The 23044-nt window shown below is 66.5% G+C and carries 29 protein-coding genes and 2 tRNA genes; 12 read left to right on the top strand and 19 right to left on the bottom strand.

Features of this window, described 5'->3' with window-relative positions:
- Complete coding sequence (locus SK854_RS30730) at positions 1-873, bottom strand: sigma-70 family RNA polymerase sigma factor (protein ID WP_406601847.1); 873 nt, start codon at positions 871-873, stop codon at positions 1-3.
- Positions 874-899: 26 nt separating this feature from the next.
- Here SK854_RS30730 and dnaG point away from each other — a divergent pair, with 26 nt between their 5' ends.
- The 3 genes from dnaG to SK854_RS30715 are packed head-to-tail and all read left to right on the top strand — an operon-like array spanning position 900 to position 4054.
- Positions 900-2789 (top strand): DNA primase, encoded by a 1890-nt coding sequence (gene dnaG / locus SK854_RS30725; protein WP_319978597.1) that lies wholly within the window; start codon positions 900-902, stop codon positions 2787-2789.
- Positions 2789-3289, top strand: coding sequence for a hypothetical protein (locus tag SK854_RS30720; RefSeq protein ID WP_319978596.1), 501 nt, complete (start codon positions 2789-2791; stop codon positions 3287-3289). The genes dnaG and SK854_RS30720 overlap by 1 nt, the downstream gene beginning before the upstream one ends.
- A 24-nt stretch (positions 3290-3313) precedes the next feature.
- A complete protein-coding gene (locus SK854_RS30715; RefSeq protein ID WP_319978595.1) occupies positions 3314-4054 on the top strand; it encodes a trans-aconitate 2-methyltransferase in 741 nt (246 codons plus the stop codon).
- A gap of 6 nt (positions 4055-4060) precedes the next feature.
- Here the strand turns inward: SK854_RS30715 and SK854_RS30710 are convergent, their stop codons facing one another.
- The gene (locus SK854_RS30710) at positions 4061-4345 is read right to left on the bottom strand and encodes a hypothetical protein (protein ID WP_319978594.1); all 285 of its coding nucleotides are present in this window, start codon (positions 4343-4345) and stop codon (positions 4061-4063) included.
- Positions 4346-4488: 143 nt separating this feature from the next.
- Here SK854_RS30710 and SK854_RS30705 point away from each other — a divergent pair.
- Positions 4489-4564: transfer RNA gene (locus tag SK854_RS30705), tRNA-Asn, on the top strand.
- 67 nt (positions 4565-4631) lie between these two features.
- A complete protein-coding gene (locus tag SK854_RS30700) occupies positions 4632-5489 on the top strand; it encodes an oxygenase MpaB family protein (RefSeq protein ID WP_319978593.1) in 858 nt (285 codons plus the stop codon).
- Here SK854_RS30700 and SK854_RS30695 read toward each other — a convergent pair.
- Positions 5444-5905, bottom strand: a complete 462-nt coding sequence (locus tag SK854_RS30695; RefSeq protein ID WP_319978592.1) for a GNAT family N-acetyltransferase — start codon at positions 5903-5905, stop codon at positions 5444-5446. The genes SK854_RS30700 and SK854_RS30695 overlap by 46 nt on opposite strands.
- An 85-nt stretch (positions 5906-5990) precedes the next feature.
- Between SK854_RS30695 and SK854_RS30690 the strand changes: the two genes are divergently transcribed.
- Positions 5991-6065, top strand: a tRNA-Ile gene (locus SK854_RS30690).
- 67 nt (positions 6066-6132) lie between these two features.
- Here the strand turns inward: SK854_RS30690 and SK854_RS30685 are convergent.
- The 13 genes from SK854_RS30685 to SK854_RS30625 all read right to left on the bottom strand — a co-directional run bounded on the left by SK854_RS30685 (position 6133) and on the right by SK854_RS30625 (position 14143).
- Complete coding sequence (locus SK854_RS30685) at positions 6133-7194, bottom strand: site-specific integrase (RefSeq protein ID WP_319978591.1); 1062 nt, start codon at positions 7192-7194, stop codon at positions 6133-6135.
- A gap of 113 nt (positions 7195-7307) precedes the next feature.
- Positions 7308-7487: a helix-turn-helix transcriptional regulator gene (locus SK854_RS30680; protein ID WP_319978590.1), complete on the bottom strand. Its 180-nt coding sequence runs from the start codon at positions 7485-7487 to the stop codon at positions 7308-7310.
- Complete coding sequence (locus SK854_RS30675) at positions 7484-8845, bottom strand: replication initiator (protein ID WP_319978589.1); 1362 nt, start codon at positions 8843-8845, stop codon at positions 7484-7486. The genes SK854_RS30680 and SK854_RS30675 overlap by 4 nt, the downstream gene beginning before the upstream one ends.
- A 113-nt stretch (positions 8846-8958) precedes the next feature.
- Entirely contained in the window at positions 8959-9777 is an 819-nt protein-coding gene (locus SK854_RS30670) for a hypothetical protein (protein ID WP_319978588.1), read from the bottom strand.
- Between the two features lie 36 nt (positions 9778-9813).
- On the bottom strand, positions 9814-9999 hold the full coding sequence (locus tag SK854_RS30665) for a hypothetical protein (RefSeq protein ID WP_319978587.1): 186 nt from the start codon (positions 9997-9999) through the stop codon (positions 9814-9816).
- A gap of 2 nt (positions 10000-10001) precedes the next feature.
- Positions 10002-10334 (bottom strand): WhiB family transcriptional regulator, encoded by a 333-nt coding sequence (locus tag SK854_RS30660; protein WP_319978586.1) that lies wholly within the window; start codon positions 10332-10334, stop codon positions 10002-10004.
- Positions 10331-10816, bottom strand: a complete 486-nt coding sequence (locus tag SK854_RS30655) for a hypothetical protein (protein ID WP_319978585.1) — start codon at positions 10814-10816, stop codon at positions 10331-10333. Before SK854_RS30655 ends, SK854_RS30660 begins: the two co-directional genes overlap by 4 nt.
- A 46-nt stretch (positions 10817-10862) precedes the next feature.
- Entirely contained in the window at positions 10863-12230 is a 1368-nt protein-coding gene (locus SK854_RS30650; RefSeq protein ID WP_319978584.1) for an FtsK/SpoIIIE domain-containing protein, read from the bottom strand.
- A 96-nt stretch (positions 12231-12326) separates the two neighbouring features.
- Entirely contained in the window at positions 12327-12542 is a 216-nt protein-coding gene (locus SK854_RS30645) for a hypothetical protein (RefSeq protein ID WP_319978583.1), read from the bottom strand.
- Positions 12542-12808, bottom strand: coding sequence for a hypothetical protein (locus tag SK854_RS30640; RefSeq protein WP_319978582.1), 267 nt, complete (start codon positions 12806-12808; stop codon positions 12542-12544). The genes SK854_RS30645 and SK854_RS30640 overlap by 1 nt, the downstream gene beginning before the upstream one ends.
- A 3-nt stretch (positions 12809-12811) precedes the next feature.
- Positions 12812-13207 carry a hypothetical protein gene (locus tag SK854_RS30635; protein ID WP_319978581.1) on the bottom strand — a complete coding sequence of 132 codons (396 nt, stop codon included), beginning with the start codon at positions 13205-13207 and terminating at the stop codon, positions 12812-12814.
- Between the two features lie 6 nt (positions 13208-13213).
- Positions 13214-13513 (bottom strand): hypothetical protein, encoded by a 300-nt coding sequence (locus tag SK854_RS30630; RefSeq protein ID WP_319978580.1) that lies wholly within the window; start codon positions 13511-13513, stop codon positions 13214-13216.
- A gap of 264 nt (positions 13514-13777) precedes the next feature.
- Positions 13778-14143: a hypothetical protein gene (locus tag SK854_RS30625; protein ID WP_319978579.1), complete on the bottom strand. Its 366-nt coding sequence runs from the start codon at positions 14141-14143 to the stop codon at positions 13778-13780.
- Between the two features lie 120 nt (positions 14144-14263).
- Between SK854_RS30625 and SK854_RS30620 the strand changes: the two genes are divergently transcribed.
- The 3 genes from SK854_RS30620 to SK854_RS30610 all read left to right on the top strand — a co-directional run bounded on the left by SK854_RS30620 (position 14264) and on the right by SK854_RS30610 (position 17172).
- Positions 14264-15103 carry a sigma-70 RNA polymerase sigma factor region 4 domain-containing protein gene (locus SK854_RS30620; protein ID WP_319978578.1) on the top strand — a complete coding sequence of 280 codons (840 nt, stop codon included), beginning with the start codon at positions 14264-14266 and terminating at the stop codon, positions 15101-15103.
- Positions 15100-15903 (top strand): protein phosphatase 2C domain-containing protein, encoded by an 804-nt coding sequence (locus SK854_RS30615; protein ID WP_319978577.1) that lies wholly within the window; start codon positions 15100-15102, stop codon positions 15901-15903. The genes SK854_RS30620 and SK854_RS30615 overlap by 4 nt, the downstream gene beginning before the upstream one ends.
- A 501-nt stretch (positions 15904-16404) precedes the next feature.
- A complete protein-coding gene (locus SK854_RS30610) occupies positions 16405-17172 on the top strand; it encodes a DUF3800 domain-containing protein (protein WP_319978576.1) in 768 nt (255 codons plus the stop codon).
- Positions 17173-17922: 750 nt separating this feature from the next.
- Here SK854_RS30610 and SK854_RS30605 read toward each other — a convergent pair.
- A complete protein-coding gene (locus tag SK854_RS30605) occupies positions 17923-18480 on the bottom strand; it encodes a TetR/AcrR family transcriptional regulator (protein WP_319978575.1) in 558 nt (185 codons plus the stop codon).
- Between the two features lie 110 nt (positions 18481-18590).
- Between SK854_RS30605 and SK854_RS30600 the strand changes: the two genes are divergently transcribed.
- The gene (locus tag SK854_RS30600) at positions 18591-19292 is read left to right on the top strand and encodes an SDR family NAD(P)-dependent oxidoreductase (RefSeq protein ID WP_319978574.1); all 702 of its coding nucleotides are present in this window, start codon (positions 18591-18593) and stop codon (positions 19290-19292) included.
- Here SK854_RS30600 and SK854_RS30595 read toward each other — a convergent pair.
- On the bottom strand, positions 19289-20020 hold the full coding sequence (locus SK854_RS30595; protein ID WP_319978573.1) for an AraC family transcriptional regulator: 732 nt from the start codon (positions 20018-20020) through the stop codon (positions 19289-19291). The genes SK854_RS30600 and SK854_RS30595 overlap by 4 nt on opposite strands.
- A 75-nt stretch (positions 20021-20095) precedes the next feature.
- Here SK854_RS30595 and SK854_RS30590 point away from each other — a divergent pair, with 75 nt between their 5' ends.
- Both SK854_RS30590 and SK854_RS30585 read left to right on the top strand, forming a co-directional pair.
- On the top strand, positions 20096-21208 hold the full coding sequence (locus SK854_RS30590; RefSeq protein ID WP_406601846.1) for an MFS transporter: 1113 nt from the start codon (positions 20096-20098) through the stop codon (positions 21206-21208).
- A 31-nt stretch (positions 21209-21239) separates the two neighbouring features.
- Positions 21240-22109 (top strand): exodeoxyribonuclease III, encoded by an 870-nt coding sequence (locus tag SK854_RS30585; RefSeq protein ID WP_319978689.1) that lies wholly within the window; start codon positions 21240-21242, stop codon positions 22107-22109.
- Here the strand turns inward: SK854_RS30585 and SK854_RS30580 are convergent.
- Positions 22087-23040: an HNH endonuclease gene (locus SK854_RS30580; RefSeq protein WP_319978571.1), complete on the bottom strand. Its 954-nt coding sequence runs from the start codon at positions 23038-23040 to the stop codon at positions 22087-22089. The genes SK854_RS30585 and SK854_RS30580 overlap by 23 nt on opposite strands.
- Positions 23041-23044 lie beyond the last annotated feature (4 nt).

Below are 23044 nucleotides of genomic sequence, written 5' to 3'. Positions count from 1 at the left end.
TCAGAACGCGACGTGGGTGAGCTTGTCCGGGTTCGCGATGTCGTAGACGGCCACGACCTTGCCCTCGTGCACGGTGAACAACGTCACGCGCGCCGTCACGTCGCCGTACGCCGGCATGGTGAAGCCGAGTTCGCCGTTGACGAACACCGGCCGGTGCTCCTCCGGGAAGCCGTACTTGCGGATGAGGCCGAGGAAGAAGCGCGCCACCTTGTCCGCGCCGGTGACCGTCTGGACCGCGGTGCGCACCTTGCCGCCGCCGTCGCCGATCATCACGGCGTCCGGGTGCAGCAGGGAGAGCACGGCGTCGAGGTCCCCGTTCGCCATGGCCCGCAGGAACTTCTCCAGCACCTCCTGCTGCTCGGCCAGCGCCGCGCGAGGCGGCGGTTCGGCGTCCGCGACTGCCTTGCGGGCACGGGACGCGTGCTGGCGCGCGGAGGCCTCCGAGACTTGCAGCACCTCGGCGATCTCGGTGAACGGCAACGAGAACGCGTCGTGCAGCACGAACGCCACGCGCTGATCCGGGGTGAGCCGGTCGAGCACCACCAGCGCCGCCATCCGCACGCCGTCGGAGCGCACCACGCTCTCCAGCGGGTCGTCCTTCTCGCCGGTCGTGAGCAACGGCTCCGGCAGCCACGAGCCGACGTACGTCTCGCGGCGCACGGCCGCGGAGCGCAACCGGTCGAGGCAGATGCGGCTCACCACGGTCGTGAGCCAGCCGCGGGCGTCCTGCACGCCCTCGGCCTTCGCGAACCGGGGCCACGCCTCCTGCACGGCGTCCTCGGCGTCGGCGAGGCTGCCGGTCAGCCGGTAGGCGACGCCGATGAGGTGCGTCCGATGGAGTCCGAAGACGTCAGCGGTGGTCACGGTCAGCAGTTTGCCAGGGGATTAGACTTGAAGACGTGGCAGGACGCATCAGGGAAAGCGACATCGCATTGGTGCGTGAGCGCAGCCGGATCGACGAGGTAGTCGGTGACCAGGTTTCGCTCAAGAGGGCAGGCGGGGGCGCGCTCAAGGGGTTGTGCCCCTTCCACGACGAGAAGACGCCGTCGTTCAACGTGCGCCCGTCGCACGGCACGTTCCACTGCTTCGGCTGCGGCGAGGGCGGCGACGTGATCGCCTTCGTGATGAAGGTCGAGCACCTGTCGTTCGTGGAGTCCGTCGAGCGGCTCGCGGACCGTGCGGGCATCCACCTCACCTACGAGGGCGGCGGCGCGACGATCCAGCGCGACCGGGGCACGCGCGGCAGGCTCATCGAGGCGCACAAGGTGGCCGCCGAGTACTACGCGGAGCAGCTCGCGACGCCCGAGGCGCAGCAGGCGCGGGAGTTCCTGGCCGAGCGCGGGTTCGACGAGGCCGCCGCCCGCCAGTTCGGCTGCGGCTTCGCGCCCGGCGGCTGGGACAAGCTCACGAAACACCTGCTGGGGCGTGGTTTCGAGCTCCAGGAGCTGATCAAGTCGCAGCTCGTCAAGGAGGGCAAGCAGGGGCCGATCGACCGGTTCCACCGGCGGCTGCTGTGGCCCATCAAGGAGATCAGCGGTGACGTCGTCGGGTTCGGCGCGCGGCGGATCTTCGACGACGACCCGATCCAGGCGAAGTACCTCAACACCAGCGAGTCGATGATCTACAAGAAGTCGCAGGTGCTGTTCGGGCTCGACCAGGCCAAGCGCGAGATCGCCAAGCGCAAGCAGGCGGTCATCGTCGAGGGCTACACCGACGTGATGGCGATGCACCTGGCCGGCGTGCCGACGGCGGTCGCCTCCTGCGGCACGGCGTTCGGCACGGACCACATGAACGTGCTGCGCAGGCTGCTGATCGACGACGACGTGAACGGCGAGGTCATCTTCACCTTCGACGGCGACGAGGCGGGCCAGAAGGCCGCGCTGAAGGCGTTCGACGGGGAGCAGCACTTCTCCGCGCAGACCTACATCGCGGTCGCGCCGGACGGCATGGACCCGTGCGAGCTGCGGCAGACCAAGGGCGACGTGGCGGTGCGCGACCTGGTGGCGCGGCGCACGCCGTTGATCGAGTTCGCGATCAAGGCGCAGCTGCGGGCGTACGACCTCGACTCGGTGGACGGTCGCGTCGAGGCGCTCAAGAAGATGGTGCCTTTCGTCGCGCAGATCAAGGACCGGGCCAAGCGCGACGGGTACGCGACGAGGCTCGCCTGGTGGGTGGGCTGGGACGACGAGGCGATGGTCGTGCGCCGCGTGCGTCAGGTCTCCGGCGGCAAGACGCCGGTCGCCACCGCCGCGCGCGTCGACCCGAACCAGATCGCGCTGGGCGTGGAGGTCGACGGCCCGTCCCGGCCGAACCCGCGCGACCCGCGGCTGGTGCCCGAACGCGAGGTGCTCAAGGTCGCGCTGCGGCTGCCCGAGTACGCGGGGCCCTTGTACGACTCCCTGCCGGACGAGGCCTTCACCGACCCCGCGTACGTGGCGCTGCACCGGGCGATCCGGGCGGCGGGAGGCGCGGCCTGCGGGCTCGCGGGCTCGGCGTACCTGGAGGCGATCTCGCAGGAGTGCTCGCACGCGTCGGTGCGGTCGGTGCTGACCGAGCTCGCGGTGGAACCGTTGGCCGTCAAGCAGAACGACGAGTTCCGCTACGTGTCGATGGTGATCGCGCGACTGCAGGAGGTGCAGGTCGGCAAGCAGGTCGAGGACGTGAAGTCGCGCCTGCGGCGGCTGTCCCCGATCAAGGACGCCGACGAGTACCGGGCGTTGTGGGGAGACCTGGTGGCGCTGGAGGAGTACCGCAAGGCGCTCCTGCAGCAGAGTGCTGGAGCGCTGTAGTGGGGTTGTTCCGACGGGTGTTCGGCGATGGCGCGCCGGACGGGTTCACCGGTGAGCTGGAGCGCGACGAGACCGTGATCGCGTACGCGCCCGTGCAGACCGGCGGTCATCTGGTGGCGACGTCGCTCGGGCTGTGGGTGCCGGGCGAGTCGCCTCGGCGGATCGGCTGGCACCTGATCAGCAAGGTGAAGTGGGAGGGCGCGCTGCGGGTGGTCGAGGCCGTCGAGGCCTCCACCGAGGGCGCCGTGGTGTTGCTGGAAGACCTTCCCGCGCAACGGTTCGCGCTGGACGACCCGCGCCGGGTGCTGCGGGCGATCAGTCAGCGCGTCGAGGGGTCGATCCGGGTGCGGGAACGCGTCGAGTCGCCCGGCGTGTGGATTCTGCAGCGCAAGATCCCCGGCCGTGACGGCGTTGTGTGGCAGGCGCGCGGGGACGCGGGCGTGGACCTCGCTGACGTGCGCTCGGCCGTGGCGGTGTTCTCCGAGCGGCTGGCGCGCTAGCAGTACGCGTGTACTGTTAGCCGTATGTGGGATCCGGCGCAGTATCTGGCCTTCGCCGATCACCGTGCGAGGCCGTTCTACGAACTTGTGGCGCGCGTGCGGGCTTCGGAGCCTCGCCGCGTGGTGGACGTGGGCTGCGGGCCCGGCAATCTGACCGTGTCGCTGTCCTCGCGGTGGCCCTCGGCCGTGGTCGAGGCGTTCGACTCGTCGCCGGAGATGGTCGAGGCGGCGCGGGCGGCCGGCGTCGATGCCCGTGTGGACGACGTGACGACGTGGGAACCGTTGCCCGACACCGATGTCGTGGTGTCCAACGCGGTCCTGCAGTGGGTCGCGTCACATCCCACGATCGTGTCCAAATGGGCGGAGGCCTTGCGGCCCGGCGCGTGGCTCGCGTTCCAGGTCCCAGGCAACTACGCGGACCCTTCGCACCGCCTGATCCGTGAGGTGGCGGGGGAGTCGCTGGCGCACGTTTTCCGTGCGGAGAAACCGGTTCTGGACCCGGTGGAGTACGCGGACCTGCTCGGCGACTGTGTCGTTGCGGACGTCTGGGAGACCACGTACGTGCAGCGGCTCACCGGTCCGGACCCGGTACTCGAATGGGTGACTGGCACGGCTTTGCGGCCGGTGCGTGCGGCACTGTCCTCAACGGACTGGGAGGCCTATGTGGCGGAACTGGCGCCGCGGCTGCGTGAGGCGTACCCCCAGCGAGCCGACGGCGCCACTTGGTTCCCGTTCAGGCGGATCTTCGCGGTCGCGCAGGTGTGAGGCCTGTCACGTTCGCGGCGTCACCGGAGGCGTGTACGCCTTGCCGTTGGTCTCCTCCTCGTGGTGGCGCCACGGAGCCTTCTCCGCTGCCTTTCCGGCGGCGTCCGCGGCCAGATCCTTGGCCTGAACTGCGGCTTCGAACGCCTTGTCCTTCGCCTGTGCCGCCGTCTTGCGCACCGTCGGGTTCGCGGTGAAGCGGTGCCAGAGGCGCACGATCTGGTCGTAACGCTCTCGTCCGGCCTTCGCGCCGAGCACGTAGCCGATCGCCGCGCCGACCAAGATGCCCTTCATGTGACGTCTCCTCTCGCATCGTGCCTGGTCAGAGTCTGTGTTGCGGCCAAGTGGGGGGTGCCTGCAAAACCCCTTTCCAGGCTCATGTAGAGTTACCCACTGTCAGGAGGAACCAAGCCTGACAAGCTAGAACAACCGAACATTCCCCCATAGCTCAATTGGCAGAGCATGCGACTGTTAATCGCAGGGTTACTGGTTCGAGTCCAGTTGGGGGAGCCATCGCCTAGACCCTAGTCCACCGACTGGGGTCTTTCGCTTTGTGCGGGTTTGCTTCAGCTTGGGGTGCATGGCCCGCTACGCGAATCTTCGTCGCATCTCCTCACTGGACCCGGTCGCGGACCACGAGGAGATCATGCGGATCTCGGCCGGCCTGGAGTTCCCGTGGGACTACCAGAAGTCGCTGGAGATGGCGCTCTTCCGCACGTACTGCGTCCCGACGATCTCGGGCCTGCTGGAACGCACCGGCGAGTTCGAACGGCGGCCGCAGAAGCGCTACGACGACACCGCGATCCTGATGGCCGAACTCGTGGAGCACGGCTACGACTCCCCGCGCGGACGTGAGGCGCTGCGCGTGGTCAACCGCCAGCACGGCCGTTACGACATCTCGAACGACGACATGCGCTACGTGCTGGCGACGTTCGTCTACGACCCGATCGACTGGCTCCAGCGCTACGGCTGGCGCCCGCTGACGGACAACGAACGGCTGGCGGGCTTCCACTTCTACCGAGCGGTCGGCGCCCGCATGGGAATCCGGGACATCCCGGCCGGCTACGACGAGTTCCTGGCGTTCAAGACGGCCTACGAGCAGAAGCACTTCGTGTTCGCGCCGTCGAACCGCCGCATCGGCCAGTACACGCTCGACCTGTTCTGCTCGTGGTACCCGTCCGTGGTGCGCCCTGTGGTCGCACGGGCCGTGGTCGCGATGCTGGACCCGGCGATGGTGCGCGCGTTCGGCTTCACCGCCCCGCCAGCGTGGGTCGGCGCCGTGGGACGGCAGGCGTTGCGCCTGAGGGCATTTGTGGTGCGTCAGATGCCGGTGCGGAAGAGTTTCAAGCTCACGAGCACCCCCAACCGCACCTATCCGGGCTACCCGCGCGGCTACCGGCCGTCGGACCTGGGCGCGATCTCCAGCACCGCCCGCTGACCGTTGAGCACGAAGCCCATCGCCTTCAGGAACTCGTTACCGGGCTTGAAGTCGTCGAGCCGGACGTGCACGCGCGTGACTTCGGGAAAGCGTTCGGTGAGCGCCCGTGCCATCTCTCGTCCGATGCCCCACCGGCGCAGGTCCTTCGGCACCAGGAAGAACCCGATGCTCGCGTGGCCGGGCGCGGGGTGGCCCACCACGAGGTCCACGAACCCGATCATGCCCTGAGCCTGCGCGACCAGCAGGTGCTTCTGCTCGAACGCGGCCCCCTCCGGCAACGCGTAGAAGAGACTTTGCACATCGCCGGGCCCGGAAGGGTGGCCCGTGGCAGCCTGAAACCAGTCGTCGCAGTCGGCGAACAGCGCCAGCACCCCGGGCTCGTCCGCCGGGGTGAAGTCGCGGAGGGTCAAACGCACGTGTCCAGCCTATGTGTCGCTCGCCACGGGGGTGCGCAAGGGCCGTTCGGCGTGATCGGTATCCTCCACGACGCAGCGTGAGCGGGGGGAAGTAGCTCAGTTGGTCAGAGCAGCGGACTCATAATCCGTCAGGTCGTGGGTTCGAGCCCCACCTTCCCCACAAAACCACTGTTCAGTGGGGGTGACCCTGTCGCTACGCAAGATCACCCCCACGCTTTACCCTCACTTTATTGCGCGGACCACCTAACTTCGTCCAGCGCGTCAGCCGCCCGGCGACTGGTCACCCGACGCCCCATGTAGATGTCCTGGGTGGTCGAGACCTTCGAGTGGCCGAGCTGTTCGGCGATCTGCCGAGCCGACAGGCCGGCGTCGTCCAAGATCGTGGCGACTGACCGCCTGAACGTCCGGAAGGTCACCCACGAATACCCCGCACGCTGGCGAAACTCCCGCCAACTCGTCAATGTGTTGTGCTTATCGCGAAGCGTGCCGAGCGAGTTCGGGAAGACCGGCCCTTCCAACTCGTCCTCCGCGACGTTGAACCTCTCCGCGAGGCGAGTTCGCCGCTCTCGCAGCATCGTCACCAACCACGACGGGAGCGCCAAAGCTCGCTTGGAGACCTCGGTCTTGCCCTCGTTGATCTTCTGCCCTTCACCCTTGACCCGGATGACGCTGCCGGCCCAGTCCACGGTCCCGGCGTCGAGGTCGAGATGCGGCCAGTGGACCGCCAGACCTTCACCGGTTCGTTCACCCGTGCCCGCGTACCAGCGAGCAAGATCAGGCAGGTCGTGACGGACTGCGACCTCGTCAGCGTCGAGCTTCGCCAACAGGTCCACCATCTCGTCCTCGGTCAGTGCTCGTGACGGCGTCTTGCGGCCTTCCAGATTGGCGACATCTCGCACAGGGTTGGCTCGTAGCGCACCATGCCGCACCGCAAGGGCACACACCCCGGATATGACCGTGCGCACGGTCTTGGCGCTCGCAGCGCTCTTGCGGGTCTGCACTGTCGTCAGCAGTTTGCCGATACGTGCCACGGTCAGCTCACGCATCCGCAGTTCGCCGACAGCGGGCAGGATGATTCCGTTCAGCCGGCCCTCGTAGGTCTCAAGCGAGGTGGGGGAACGAGCGCCGACAGCGACAGCGGCGCGGAACTCTGTCAGCCACGCCTCGGCAGCCTCACGGAATCGACTCTCTGTAGTGATCATTCCTTCCTCACCGGGCGCCGTGCGATCTCGGAGGGCCTCCTTCAACGCCCTCTCAGCGGCTGTCTTGGTCTTGCCGGAACGTTCCACCGGTCGGGTGATTCCGTCGTAGTCACGGAAGTTCGTCGTAGCCCGCCACCCGGTCGAGGTCGAGTAGAAGCGGATCTTGCCGTACGTACCGACGTCCAGAGGCCTCCGTCCCATCAGCTCACCCCGTTCGGCTGGGCGTCGAACCAGGTCTTGACCTCATCCGGGATGTACCGGACGTATTTGCCGATTCGGCGGCCAGGTGGGCCGTACTTCCTTGTGCGCCACTGGTAGAGGGTTTGAACGGGGATGCCGAGGAAGTCGGCGACGTCGTTGATCGTCCACAGCTTGCTCATTGGTGTGTCTCCTGTTCGTACTTGCGTCGTCGGTTGTCGCGGATGCGGCCGGCCAGTGCGGCGGCGAGTTCGCGTTCCGCGTCGGTGTCGTAGCCGTTGCCCTGGTAGGCCCAGTCGTTGATGACCAGGACCGAGTCGGCTTCGAGGCCGAGGCGTTCGAGGGTTTCGGTGTGGCGGAAGGCGCGGCGTTCGTCGCGAATGGACTTGAACGTCGTGCTGTAGTGCTTGGACTTGCTCAGGAAGTGGCCGCGGAAGCCGAGCATGTGTGCCCAGCGGCGCAGCTTGAGGTCCTCGTACTGCGGCAGGCCGCCGAGGTCCCAGGCGGTTTGGATGATGCGGCGGTGGTGGTCGCTGACCTTGGCGTGGTCGATGCACAGTTGCGAGCGGATCGGCCGGTCGGTGCCATCGGTCTTGCCCGTGGTCTTCGTGGCGTACTTGGCGACGTAGGCGGCCAGGCGGGTCTCACTGATCGAGCCGTTGTCGTCTTCGACCTCGTGAGCCTGATTGGCGCGGATCGGGCGTACGTCGACCTGTGAGCCCCACCGCAGGTCCAGCGCCACGCCGTCCGGGCGGGGAACGGTGAGCTTCACCGAGGCCGTAGCGGCTTTGATGCAGGTGTCGAGGAGTTCGCTGGTGACCCATGCAGGGGTGCGGTCTGTGGGGCCGTCAGGGCCGTCTACGCGCACCACGGCGTGGAAGTGCACGAGGCCGCGTCGCTGGTACTCGGCGACCTTGGCGTATGACAGCCGGGCGTGCTGTGCGAACTCGCGGACCTTGAGCCCTGCCGCGTTCGCGAGTTCGCGGTTGAGGGCGATGCGGAAGCGGTGCCACAGCGCGCCGGCGTTGGCCTGCCAGAGCACCGAGCCCTCGTAGTCGTAGGTGCCGGGGTCGACGGCGGCACCGACGCGCGGGTCGGCCTGGTGGTGGTACTCGCCGCAGCCGGTACACGGCCTGATCTTGCCGTTGTCCGTGGTGAAGCGGTTGTGCACCGGGCCGAAGGACGGGGCGGTGAGGGTGGCGAACGCCCGCGGCTTGTCCGTCACGGTCGTCGGGACGCCCTTGGAGCCACCGGCGAGACCGGCGTGCATGAGGTGGTAGGCGTCGGCGGCGTAGCGGTCCGAGCAGGACGGACACACGGCCGAGCGCCTGTTGCCACAGGGCACCATGATCTCGCCGCCGTGGTGAGCGAGCACCTTGCGGGTGGTGGCGTCGTGCAGCTGCCACGCGCCGAACAAGCGGACGGGAACAGCACAGCCGTTGGTGGCGGTGACCTTGGCGCGCCATTCGCGGTAGCCGGGTGAGGCGACCTTGCGGGCGATGCGGTCTTCCAGGGTGGTGTGAGGGTCTCCGGACAGCATGGGTGCACCTCCTTTCGTTGCAGGGCTTGAAAAACGAGAAGGGCGGGACACGACTGGGGGTCTGTCGTGTCCCGCCCTCATGGGGAGCAGGCGAGGGGTGGCCCGCTCGTGGCTTAGGCGGCGAGCTGGTCGGCGACGCGGGCAGCGAAGTCCGCGGGCAGCCGCAGCAGCTCGGAGACCTCGGGGGCAGTGAGGGGCCGTCCGAGTTCATCCATGCGGGCGGTGAGCGTGGCGCACATCGGCGGTGGGAGCCGCAGGCCCGCGAACGGGTCGAGGCTGCTCACCGTCGGCGTAGGGGCCGTGGTCGCGGGCGGCGTTTCGCGGGCGGCTTCGGTTCGAGCCGCGTCACGCCGGGTTGCTTCACGCAGAGCAGCGTCTCGAACGGCGACGCAGCGCTGTTGGACGATCGGCATGACCTCTGCGAGCAGGAACACCACGACGGGGATGACGACGTGGAGGAACACGTTGCCCGCGCTCACCGGGCCTTTCGAGGGTGAGACGGCGGACCACACGTTGGTGACCAGCGTCGCGGCCAGGAGCAGCCGCTTGAGCTTGACCACAGGACCGTCGTCGACGTGCTGACCGCGGGCGAGCATCTCCGACTCCCACCGCAGCACGGTGATCAGGATTCCGGCGAGTGCGGGTTCGACCAGCCAGGCTCCCCACCACAGTGGATCGGTGACGGGGAGGTCTCCGGCGAGGAAGTCGTGCACGCCCGTGGTGGTGAACCCGAGGCCGATCGCGAGGAACCACCACAGCGAACGGCTGATCGAGACCCGCAACCGGTCTGCGTTGACCACGGCCAGCAGCGGATCATCCGCCAGAGCGTGCACGTCATGTGCCTCATCGAGCTGATGCCGCAGACGCCGCACGGCCCGAGTGGGTTCCGGCCGGTCCTCATCCGCTTTCTTGTTGTGCTGGAACGGTTTCACGGGTTCACCTCCCTGGCAGCCTGACGTGGACACGAGCTACTGGCCGTTGGCCGCACGCAGCAGCAGCCGGCCGAGCACGAACAGCTCGACGACCAGGACGATGGCTCCGATCCAGCCGACTGCAAGCCACATCACGGCGAGGCAGACGAGCACCGTCAAGGCGAGGCCGATGGCGCGGGCGGGAGTCGAGCGGGTGACGGGGATGACGAGTTGGACGTTCATGATCAGGCGACTTCCTTCCGGGTGGTGGTGCGCGGGTAGTAGGACTGGTTGCGTTCGGATCCGGTGGTGCCGGCGACGACGCCAGAGGAGTAGAAGCGGCGGGAGCGGGTGCGGCTCTCCCACTCGAAGTGATCGGCGCGGCACTGCGCGATGACCGGGCAGTCGGAGCACACGTCCAGGGCATGAGCCGTGGTGTTGGTGGTGAAGAACAGTTCGGTGTCCTTGCCCGCGCACGCGGCGTCAGCGCGCCAGGCGGGCGGGGTGCCGGAGGGGCCGAACAGGGCGAGCATCAGGGCGCGCGTGCCGACGTAGCCGAGGTGGTCGGTGGGGTTCACGCAGCCACCTCCGCAGCGACCGGAGTGACCGAGCGGGCCGACGCCACGAGGGTGGCGAGTTCGTCGAACGAAGCGAGGTCCGTACGGGCTTCAGCGAGGGTGGGCAGGCCGGGCAGGGTGGCGAAGCGGTGCGTCCAGCCGTTGAAGCCGTCGTGTTCCTCAACGGTGCCGCCCAGCTCGAACACCGAGCCCGAGCAGGCCAGGCCGATTCCGATGCCCGCACCGGTTCGGCCGGTCGCGGCCAGGCGGATCTCGTCACGAGCGCCGTAGGTCAGGCCGAACTCGGTGCCGTGCAGGGTGGCCGTCCACAGCAGCACGGCCGCGAACCGGTCGACCGCCGTACCGGAGGCGAACTCGGCGTGCACCGAGCGGGACCGGGTGGAGATGACCAGCCGGTCCGGGCGGGGCAGGTTGTAGGTGCGGATGTGTCCGCGGACCGTCCTCAGGATGCGGTCGAGTGAGCGGTTTTCGTTGGCGGGCATGGCGAGTAGACCTCCCATGAGGTTCGAAGTGGACAGTGGCGAGTGCTTAAGAGACGGCGCGGAGCGTGGTCGGCGACTTGACGAACGACACCAGCTCGGAGCACTGCGCGTCGTCGGTGTAGGCGATGCGGATTCGGCGCGGCTGGCGGGTCTTGGGTGCGCGGGCGAAGCCGATGCCGGCGTACTCCTCACCCTGGGGAAGTTCGTCGGCGACAGCGCCGCGTGCCCGCATGCCGTCACCCAGGACCATGTCGGGGTGGCTGGAGCTGGAGACCCGCAGGCATACGCGGTGAGGCAGCAGTTCGCGGACCGGCACGGTGTCCTTGGTGGGCTCCTGCACCAACGCCTCGATCACGTCGTGGGTGGTGCGGCCGGTCGAGGCCACGATCGCCGTCTGACCGCAGATCGCGTGCGCGAAGTCGGGTTGGTAGGCCATCGTGTAGCCGATCTCGTCGAAGATCAGCCAGTCGATCGGGAACTCGGGGCTCAACGGAGCCTTACGCAGCTTGGCGCGTTGCATGCGCTTCTGCTTGCGCTCCATGTTCGCCACGAAGTCGTTCAGCAGCTCCAGACCGTCACCGGGGTTGTCGGCGTAACGGCCGTCAAGGATCGGCTTGAGCCAGCTCCACTCCATCATCTTCGGGTCGATCACCCACGGACGGACCAGACCGGCCCGGATCAGCGGAGCAGCGGCCCGCAGGCGTTGTGCCGGCAACGAGTTCTTACCCGAGCCGGTCTCACCCGCCCTGAGGAAGTGCGTGCCGTACAGCGGTTCGCGGTACTCGTGGCCGAACTCGTCCTCACCCACGTAGAGCGACATCGGGTCGACGTCGGCCACGTCCTCCGCGAGTTCCGGTGAGGGGATGATGTGGGCGAACGGCTCGTCACGCTGGACGATCAGCACCACCTCACCGGGTGCCGCGCGTTCGACCGCGACCCTTTCGGCTTTGAGGGTGTCAGCCAGGTCATCGGTAGCGTCCACGAATGCTTTGAACGACATGCCGTGCACCAGCCGCACCCGCACCGTGTCCACCGAGGACGACCACGACCGCACCCGGATCACCCGAGGCACCAGGATTTGCCCGGTACGGGGGTGTGTTCGCGTCAGGTTGCACGAGCCCATCAGGTCTGACCAGCTGCGACCGGTGTATGCGCCGGCCCAGCGACGACGCCACGACCGCAGCACCGGGGCCGCGTAGGTGTCGAAGGTGTCCGGGTGAGCCCGGTACCAGGCACCCAGACCCACGGCAGCACCGCCGAGAACCGCGCCGGTCGTGGTGGAGCCGAGCTGGGACAGCGACGCCAGCAGCGCGGAGGGAGCGACGACCGAACCGGGGTGACGTGCCGCCCACACCACCGCCGCGAACTCGACGCCCTGCGAACGATCAGACTTACCGCGGGAACGCTTGGACATTGGAACCTCCGAAAGTGTTGTGAGAGAACAGCAACGGCCGATCAACCCGTGTGGGGTGATCGGCCGTTGCGTGGAGAACAGGTGACGAACTGGACTTCACTTGCGGCGACGCTTGCGCCGTGCCGCAGCCTCTTCATCGAGCAGCACGCGGGCGTAGGACATGTGGGTGGTCAACGTGGCCACCGACCGCGCGAACTCGTCGTGGTGGGCCTTGAACCCCTCGCGGCGGACCGGGATGCCACGGATCGAGACCCGCAGTGCGGACATCGCCTTATTCATGCCCTCCAGGGCGTTGTTGAGCTGGTTGGACATCAGACCCTCCACTCACGAGACTTCAGCTCGATTTCGTACTTGACCGCGTGTGCCTTCAACTGCTCCAGGTCCTTACGGGCCTTGGACAACTGCGCCCGCAACTCGTCGACCTTGGGAACCCGCCACTCACCGGGCAGAGCGTTACCCGGCTTCATCCGGTTGATCAGCGCCTCCAGCGGACCGAGCTGCTCGGTAGCGAAGTTGATGCAATCGACGAACATGGCGTACCGCCTGATCGCGATCGCGTTATACGTCTGACTGACCATGCGTCATGCACCTTTCTTCTCAGATGACATCGAATTGCCGAGCGGCTTGAGCGCGTTCCACCGCGACAACATCAACCTTGTCGGTTTCGGCACCAACACCGAGCGGACCGGTTGACGCACCGCGCCGCAGCGCAACAGGTGAGTGCCGCCAATCGTGAGTTGACCGTTGTCGACCAGCTGCACAACCGCGTTCGACTCCCATGCCGGCACCCGAGAAATCTTCTCCTTATCGACGCGGCGAAACACGGTGCGCGATGTGCTCGCGACCATGTAGCCGCAGTCGCTCACTGCGCGATTGAGTACCTCGGTCACCGTCCTCAGGTCGTTGACCGCAGGCCGGGCAGCGACCGTCGACGTGGCAGCGGGCTCGACCTCGTTCCCGAACAGGTCAGTGCTCACCGCACGTCACCGCCTCTTGTTGAAGCTAGAACCGGGCTTCACCTCGACGTCGATCCGTCGTGGTGCTACGAGACCGACCACGCGGTTCGTGTGCCCGTCACAGGTCAGGTTGAGGATCTTCGAGTCACGCTCGAACTCGCCCGTCTCCAGCAGATGGGCCACTAACCGAGCCTCCCAAATCGGCAAACCTTCCATTTCCGTTGATGAAATTCGTCGGTACATCCGGCGAAAGTCCGTCGCGATCACGTAGGGCTGACCGCCACGAGCACGGTCAATCACCAAAACGATTCCGTTCGTCTTTGCCATGAACCCAAACCTCTCTGCTCACGGAATGCACGGCAGATGTCAGGAACGTTGTGCACGGCCCTGACACCGCCGAACAAACCGGCGCGTTTTTGGCATGGCTCAACACACTGTGGAGTTCTCAAAGGACGTAATCGCGCGTTTCTATGCCCGACTCGAACGGGCTGCAGGCCAGTCCCCTGGCAAAACGTGGATTTCCGCACCCTGGCCCGACTCGAAACGGGCGACCGGCCAAAACCGGGCAGGGCAACCGAGCACAGTGGACGATCAGGCCACGGAGCGCACCGCAGCGGCAGGGACGATGCCCTCAGCCTTGAACGACAGGCCCGCGCCCATGTCGTTCTGCCACATCGAGACCGTGGGCGAGATCAACGAGACGTACATGCCCTCAGTGATGTCGTCGCCGGGGTCAACCGACATCGTGACCTTGAGCTCTTCGCCCTTGCCCTGGTAGCCCTCATCGTTCGGGAGTGGCTTGGCGAATACCGACACCTGGAACTGCTGGACGCCCCTGAAATCGGTCGCCGGGACGAACTCGCCCGTCTTCTCGTCCTTGCGCATCTTGATCGTCGGCGCCTCAGTGACCAGCAGTCGGTAAGCCTCGAACACGACGGGGATGTTGCGCAGTGCCATTAGTAGCTCCTTGTGTAGGGGGCCTAAACTTCTCGGTCGCCCTCGATCTGGAAGTTGAGGGGGTCTAAACACAAGCTACGCCCGACGACGGCAGGTGTCAAGGGGGACTAAACTACGACCATGACGACGTCGGGTGCCGATGAGTTCGACGCTGTACGCGCAGATCCGGACCCCATCAGGCGAGGTCAGCGCGCGAGCGAGCTGATCACGCTCTACCAGCAGCGCGCCACTGAGCTTGCTCGGCTACGTCGAGCTGCCATCGAGGAAGCTCATCGGCATCTCGACATGAGCTATACGGACATCGCGTCAAAGCTGGGCATCACCAAAGGGCGCGTCACTCAGATCCGCAGCTCCGCGCCTGGGCCGGAGCGTGCCTTCTTCGGAGTCGGACCGATCTCTCTAGCCCTCCCCGGTCGGATCATCCGCGAGCGAGAAGACCTCGTGATCGCAGGTCCAGACGATGCAACAGGCGCGCACCTCACAGGCGAGTTGGAGAAGCTCTCTTTCGTGATCAACGAGCGCGTAGTGATCGATCCTCGTGAGGAGTGGGAGCCTGCCGGCGATGCTGTGGTGATCTGTGGACCCGCTTCCGCTCACATCGGGCACAAGCTCATGTCCGCCGACCCTGTGTTGCGCATGTCGATCGGTGACAACGTCCAGTGGTACATCACCGACGAGGTAACGGGTGAGAAGTTCCTGTCTCCGATGGACGCGGCTAACCCTCGCAAAGCCGACCACGCCTACATAGCCCGCCGCAAGCTGGGTAACCACGTCATCGTGCATATCGCTGGCCTTCACGCCGCTGGCTCGATCGGCGCGGCGCACTACGTCACCAAGAACCTCTCCGAGCTGTTCGCCGAATTCGGAGACAGTGAGTTCAGCATGGCCGTCACAACCGAGTTCGATGGACTCACCCCGACGAGTATCGATGTCCTTGTGCCGCCGAGGAAGTGGGCATGATGCCTTTCCGTGGAGCGATGCTTCCCGGAGGCTCCGGACGGGGGCAGGATCGTTGGGACGCCACGAGAACGGCTGCGATCGTCCTAGATGGAGCTTCCAGCTTCACGCCTGGCACGGCTGATGCATCCAGGTACGTCGACTTCCTGTTGCGCGAGATTGCTTCTCGGATTGCTGAGGGCGGAGACCTTCGCACCGTGCTTGGGACAGCAATCCGAGTGGTATCTGATGAGCTCGACCTCCGCCCTGGAGCTAGTCCATCATCCACAGTGCTGCTGGCCCGCGAACAGGCAGAGCGGCTGGAAGTGCTAGCACTAGGCGACAGCACCGCAGTCGTGAAGACCAACGATGGCACCACACACCGGATCTCAGATGATCGACTCTCCCGCACCGCAACCGAAATCAGGCACCGCTATCGGGAACGTCTGCAGAACGGATCGGGGTATGACGACGAGCATCGTTCGCTGCTCGGAGAGCTACAGCACCACGAACGTCGCCATAGGAACATCCCTGACGGTTACTGGATTGCAGAGACTGACCCGGAGGCTGCACAGCAGGCAGTCTGTTGTCAGTTCGAGACGAGCGAAGTTGCTTGGTGCGTTCTCGCGACAGATGGAGCGCAGAGAGTCATAGACCATCTAGGTCTGCGGTGGGAATCTGTTGCTCACATGCAAGATCATGAGCTTGCGGAGCTACTACAGCGGCTCCACGACTGGGAGCAGTTCGAGGATCCTACGGCGAAGTTTTTGCCCCGAGCCAAGCAGCACGACGACAAGGTTCTTGTGACCTGGACCCGGCAGTAGCTCGATCGTCTACGTGTTCAGAGTTTCTTTTCTTCATCAAGGCGGCCCCCTGCGGGGGCCGCTGGCCGTTGGTGCCCATCCGACAACGGCAGACCTACGCGCCTCTTTCTCCGCCGCGCCCAAGGCCGCCTCCGGCGTCCGAGCGCGGCGGGCGAGGCATGCGCGCAGGTCGACCGTTGTCGGACAGGAACGGCCAGCGACCCCCACAGGGAACCGCGGAGACTTCAAAGCATGTCCTCGCCGGACGGGCAGGTCTCCAAAATGGTGCGGGGGAGTGCCGGCACCATTGCGTTCCAGCGTGGATCGGGTCTCGCACCATCCCGTATGACCTCCCCGAGGGCAACCACACGCGTCAAGGGGGCCGTCCCAGCGCGTGCTCTCGCCTTTGCGGCAGGTGCCCCCTTGACGCGCGTGGTTGGGGCGAGCCAGGTCATACGGGATGGTGCGAGACCCCTTAGCTAGGTAGTCGACTGCCGATACCTCAGCCTGTAACATCAGCCGATGCCAGCGGGCCAGAAACGCTTGATACGACGCGATCATCCGTGTTGTGCAGGGTTCTTAGATGAGACCGGCGCCATCTCTCGTGACCAGTATTTTGCGGTGGGATTGCTCAAGTCGACCGAGCCGTCACGCGTGCTTAGGCGAATTCAAAAGCTCCGCGACCGCAAGCACTGGTACAAGGAAATTAAGTTCACCGATACCACAAAAGGCATGCTGGACCTCTATAAAACCGTAGCAGATGAATGTCTTAGTCACGGAGATGTAGAGTTCTTTTGCTTTGTGGCGGACCGTCACGTTGCTGACCCTGTGGCCCGATTCGGGTCTACGTGGGATGCATATTCGAAGCTTGCAGAGCAGCTGGTTGTGGCCTCCCTGCATCCGCAGGAAATCATGTCGCTAATGGCCGATAACTACTCGACCCCTGATTCGATCCTCTTCGAGGAAGATCTTCGCCTCAGGGTAAATAAGCGCGTACGAGGTCTAGGTCTGGTTTCCGTTGTTCGATTGGACTCAAAGTCTTCCGACGGACTGCAGCTTGTTGATCTTTTGACGTCAGCTGTAGCGTTTGAGTTTCGCGCGAGCGCAGGTCTCGCATCCCCGACAAGCCCTAAGGGGCAACTTGCTGCGCATGTACGCCAAGCGATGGGCACGACGTCATGCCTTGGCGGTTGGCGTAACGCAAGTCACAGCGTTGCTATCTATAGTCATGGCGGCGTTGGTCCCAGTGCAGGTCAGGGCGTTGCAGTGCCGGGCATGACCTCTGGTTGACACTCGCAGACGCAGCCGCTGGTTGACGCTTGAAGATGTCAGTCAGCGGTTGACACCCACTGGATGACAACCGCCAGTTGACACCCACAGCTGCTGTGGGTACTGTCTGTTACGTCGGGTGTGGGCCTCTGGCCTATAGCCCGTTTGCTTCGGATGGCCCGGTCTTCTGATCGGGCCATCTGTCTTTCCTTCGCTAGAGTGGCATCATCTGCGTCCGATCGCCAAGCGGCAGTGCATGCCAGGCTGGAGCGGGCCGCGCCTTGATGTCAGCAGCGCTTAGTGAGTGCTCAGATCCTTAGCTCAAGCTGTCCCGAGTTGTGGTGATAGTCGGTACGAGCGCCAAAGGGTAGCTTGTTCCGGTGGCCAGGGCGCTCGGCTGCCGCGCCTATGGACAGCTCGATGCCTTGGGGGCATCGACCAGCCCACAGGCTTGCCCTCGATGTCGCGTGGTTGCGAGCGCGTGATCATCTCCACGCTTTTCCCTCACGTAATGACGGAAAACATCCACTGCCAGCGGTTCGGAACAGCAACCGTGAGGCCGGATCGCCGCAGGTAAACCTAGGTATCGGCAGGGGACGGCAGGCGTCCGCAGAGGTCACGTCTTATCCGTCAGGTCGTGGGTTCGAGCCCCACCTTCCCCACTAGAACTACCAGCACAACGGGGCTCCTCGAAGATCCAGGCTTGATCGTCTGTCCATGTCGCCGTCCGGCCGCACTGGCGCCAACCCGGCCCACGGCACCCCGCAAGAACTACGGCGTGCGCAGGCCGTCGACGTAGATCGACAGGAAGCGGCGCCACTCGCCGGGGGAATCGCGGATCACCTGGGCCATGGCCCTGGTCAGCGTGGCCATGTCCGTGATCGAGAAATCAGGACGCAGGCCGCCGCCGGCGATGGCGCGCGTGATCAGGATCTCGGAGTGGCCCGCGCCGCGATGGCAGGCTGAGACGACTTCCGGGGCGTTCGGGAGGTCGCGGGCGAGGATGTCGTTGAGTCCGCGGTCTTCTGCCTGTAGTGCGTAGAGGTCTTCGAGGTAGCCGACGAACGCGTGCCACGGGTCCTGGTCCGCCAGGGCCTTCTCGCCGATCACGTCGAGGGCGGCGAGGCGCTCCGGGAAGATCGCCGACACCAGGTCCTGGCGGGTCGGGAAGTGCTTGTAGAGCGTGCCGATGCTGACTTCCGCGCGGCGTGCGATGTGTTCCATGGGGACGTCGAGGCCGCGTTCCGCGAACAGCTGGGTGGCGGCTGCCAGCAGCTTCTCCCGGTTGCGTGCCGCGTCCGCACGCAGGGGCTTCGACGCGGTGACCATGGGCGGGATCCTACTCGTGGGTTAAGTCGAGGGTGCCCTCAAGTTTTGTGGTAGCGTCGGTCCGGTAAGTCGAGGGTTGCCTCGAATTAGCGTTCGGAAGGACGAAACCCATGTCTCCCACCGCAGTTGTGCTCGGGGTCGGTCCCGGGCTCGGCATGTCCATCGCGCATCGGTTCGGTCGCGAGGGCTACGACGTGGTGCTGGTCTCGCGCAGCGCCCAGCGGCACGAGGGCTACCTGGCCTCGCTTGCCGAGGCGGGGGTGAAAGCGCGGGCGTTCGCGGCCGACGTGCGTGATCGTGCCCAGCTTTCATCCGCTTTGGACTCGATCGGGCCGGTCGACGTCGCCTACTACGGGCCGGGTGCCACCGACCTGAACGACATGCCCGGTGAGATCACGGCGACCACGTCCGACGAGGCGCGTGCTGCCATGGACTGGCTCTACCCGGCGATCGACGTCACGCAGCACGTGCTGCCGTCCGTGGTCGAGCGCGGAGGCGGGCTGCTGTTCGCCGGCGGGCTGAGCTCGGTGGTGCCACTGCCGATTCTCGGCGCTCTCGCGTTGTCGTCGGCCGCGCTGCGGAACTACGCGCTGACGCTCAACGCGGCCCTGGCGGACAAGGGCGCCTACGCGGGCACGCTCACCATCGGCGGCGTCGTCGAACGGGGTGACATCCACAAGATGGTCGAGTCCAGGCCCGAGCAGTTCGGGGGTCTGGCCGGGCACACCCTCGACCCGGACGACATCGCCGAGACCGCGTGGCAGATGTTCGTGAAGCGGGACCGCGCGGAGGAGGTGTTCAACGTTCTCTAGAGGTACGAACCGGGGGTGTGGCCGAGCGAGCGGCGGAAGACGTCGATGAACGCGCTCGCGGCCGCGAATCCGCATCGCAGGGCCACAGCGGTGACGGGCTGACCCTCGGCGAGCAGGCGCAATGCGTGGTAGAGCCGCAGTTGTGTGCGCCACTGGGGGAAGGTCATGCCCATCTCCTCGCGGAACAGCCTGGTGAGCGTCCTGCCGCTGGCGCCGGCCTCCCGTCCTAGCGCTTCGAGACCGCGTGAGTCCGAGGGGTCGGTCTCGAGCGTCGCGCAGACCGCCGCGAGTCTGGGGTCGTGGGCGGCGGGGACACGCACGGGTTGTTCGGTCGCGGTGGCGAGTTGGTCGAGCAGCACCGAGCGCATTCGTTTGCCCGCAGGGGTTTCTCGGTCGGTGAGCTCTGTGTAGGTGATCAGCAGTTCTCTGAGCAGTGGTGAGACTGCGAGAGCTGTCGGCTCGTGGAGCTTCAACGGGTTCTGCGTGAGTCCGAGGAAGTGCAGCCGTGTGACGCCGTACGCGCGGTGCGAGTGCACGGCGCCGGACGGGATCCACAACGCACGGTGTGCGGGCGCGATCCATCTCGACGTCTCGGTGTGCACGGCCACGACGCCGCGGCTGGCGTAGACGATCTGGTGTTCGTCGTGCCAGTGCGCGCTGACACCACTGGCGGCTGCCAGGTCGCGGCTCGTGGTCGGCGCCGCCGGCAGATGGCGAGAATTCGACATACATCGGCAGAATATCGGAATCGCGAACGTACCGGACGGGGCCACGATCGGTGCGTGAACAACTCTCGCCGACGGATGGCGGTCCTCGTCGCCGGTCACGCGGTGGACGACCTCTACCAGGGCGCCGTGCCGGCCGTCGTGCCGTTCTTCGTGCTCGAACGCGGGTACAGCTACCTCGCGGCGGCCGGCATCACGGTCGCCGCGACGCTGTTGTCGTCGGTCGTGCAGCCGTTGTTCGGGGTGCTGACCGACCGGCGGCCCATGCCGTGGCTGGTTCCCGTGGGCATGGCGCTGGCGGGCGTGGGCATCGGGTTGTCCGGGCTGAGCGACTCGTACGTCCTCACGTGGCTCGCGATCGCGTTGTCCGGTCTCGGCGTCGCCGCGTACCACCCGGAGGCTGCTCGTCTCGCGCGCCGCGTCGCGCAGGACAGTCACGTCGGCATGAGTTGGTTCGCGGTGGGCGGCAACGTCGGGTTCGCGCTGGGACCGGTGCTCGTCACGCCGGTGTTGGCGTTCGGCGGGCTCGCGTGGAGCCCGTTGCTCGCCGTTCCCGCACTGGTGGGAGGCGTGCTGACGTTCGCGGCACTGCGCGGCGTGCACGGCGCTTCGGCCGCGGTCCCGGTGGCGGCGGGCCGGGACGACTGGGGTCAGTTCGGCCGGTTGACGGCGGTGATCGTCGCGCGGTCGATGGTGACGTTCGGGCTCGGCACGTTCCTCGCGATCTGGGTGACGCAACGGGTCGGCGGTGGTCCGGCGGCCGGTGCGGCGGCGTTGGTCGTGCTGTTCGGGGCCGGTGCCGCCAGCACGTTGCTCGGCGGCGTGCTGGCCGGGCGGTTCGGGCGCGTCCGGGTTCTGCGGGTGTCCTACGCGGCCGCGATACCTGCCGTCGCGGGTGTCGCGTTGGTGCCCGGTCCACTTGTCTACGTGATGGTCGCGCTCACGGCCGTGGCGTTGTACGTGCCGTTCTCGCTGCACGTCACCCTCGGCCAGGACTACCTGCCCAACCGTCTCGGCACCGCCAGCGGCGTCACGCTAGGTCTCGCGGTCAGCGTCGGCGGGCTGGGATCGCCGGTGGTCGGTGTGGTTGCGAGCGCCACCAACCTCCAGTGGGGTCTACTGTCTCTCGTCGTGCTGCCCATCGTCGCGTGGGTGGCCGCACGCGGTTTGCGATCACCTGTGCGCGTGTAGCTCGATGCGGGCTCTAGCCGCGATGACTACCGTGGAGCGCGTGCGAGTGGCGACCTGGAACGTGAACTCCGTCAAGCAACGCGTGCCCCGCCTGCTGCCGTGGCTCGACCAGCGACAGCCGGACGTCGTGTGCCTGCAGGAGACGAAGCTGGCCGACGACGCCTTCACCGCCCTGCTCGGAGACGCCCTGAAGGAACGCGGCTACGAGGTGGCGCTGTTCGGCGAAACCCAGTGGAACGGCGTGGCCCTCCTCTCCCGCGTGGGCCTGGAGGACGTAGCGGTAGGCGTAGCCGGCGCACCGGGTTTCCCGCACGTCGAGGCCCGCGCCGTAGCTGCGACGTGCGGCGGCGTGCGCGTCCACTCGCTGTACGTGCCGAACGGCCGTGAGCCCGAGTCGGACCACTACAAGTACAAGCTCGAATGGCTCGCCGCACTGCGCGACGTGCTGGAGGCAGGCCCCGCTGACGCGCTGGTGTGCGGCGACATCAACATCGCGCCGGCCGACGCCGACCTGTTCGACCCCGAGGCCTACATCGGCCAGACCCACGTCACCGAACCCGAACGCGCCGCCTTGCAGGCCATCGAAGCGTTGGGGTTCCACGACGTCGTGCGCGACCGGTGGCCGTCGGAGCGGATCTTCAGCTACTGGGACTACCGGGCCGGCATGTTCCACCGCGACCTCGGCATGCGAATCGACCTGATCCTCGCGTCCAGCTCCGTCGCGCCGCGGGCCAAGGCCGCCTGGATCGACCGGCACGCCCGCAAGGGGACCGGGCCGAGCGACCACGCGCCGGTGATCGTGGACCTGGACGAGGCACCGGACGGGGACATCGGGCCCGTGGTGCCGCCGCCGTCCTCGCCGGGTTCGAAGAAGAAGGTCAAGCTGCCGCAGGCGAAGTAGGCCGCATCTGTTCCCAGTGCCTGCGCAGCCACTCGCGCTGTCCCTCGGTCGGCGTCGGGTGCAGGGGCTTGTCGTGGAACCTGGCGTACTCGGGGTAGCCCGCCAGGTTCGGATGCACGTCGATGTGCAGGGTGTTCGGATGCACCGCCAGCAGGCCTTCGTCGAAGAGCCGGTGGATGTCGCGACGCATCAGGAACCCGCCGTCCGCGTGGTGGACACCGGTTTCGGCGTAGCTGTAGAGGTGCGCCGCCTCCAGCGCCGCGGGCGGGGCGCTCCCGGTGAACGCGCACTCGTTGCCGTACCTGAGCAACAGGTCGCCGCGGAACGCCTCCTGGCCGACGCGCACCCGCACATAGGCCTTCCGGTGACCGCTGGTCAGGTACTTCGCCGCAGCCTCGATCCGGTTCAGGGTGGTCGGTGCGGGGACCGAGTCGATCGCAGCGCGGAAGCGGTCGTAGTCGAGCTCGCGGATGCTGTGCTGGGACTTCGGTCGCAGGGAGAGCTCGCGGAGCTGCTTGCTGCTCATCCGGTCGTACAGGTCCATCCAGTCCACGTCGTGCTTGGTGCGGTAGGTGACGACGTCGACCACGATGGGCGGCAGCTGGTCGAACTCCGCGCCGCACCCCTTGCTGTAGCACTTGATCGGAGGAAGCACGGTGGCGCGTGGCTCGACCTTGGAGCTGCCGCACTTCCCGCAGCGATAGGTGGCCTTCTCGCCCGTGCCCTCCGCGATCGACTCGATGACCGAGGCGCCGAGAAGTCGGTGCTTGTCCCGCAGCACGATCACATGGCCGGGCTGTGGACCCGCGTGGTTCGGGACCTTGTCGTCCCAGCTGTAGTGAGACGACGGGAAGTCGTCGTAACCGTCGTTGCTCGCCCGTGAGCGGTCATCGCCTGCCGCCAACACCAGCCAAGCGGTCGTGTCCCCCATGGTG

This window comes from Lentzea sokolovensis, from assembly GCF_033949975.1.
In the GTDB taxonomy this organism is placed as follows: Bacteria; Actinomycetota; Actinomycetes; order Mycobacteriales; family Pseudonocardiaceae; genus Lentzea; species Lentzea sokolovensis.
Note: the sequence above shows the minus strand (reverse complement) of the source record. Positions and strands in the feature narration are given on the sequence as shown.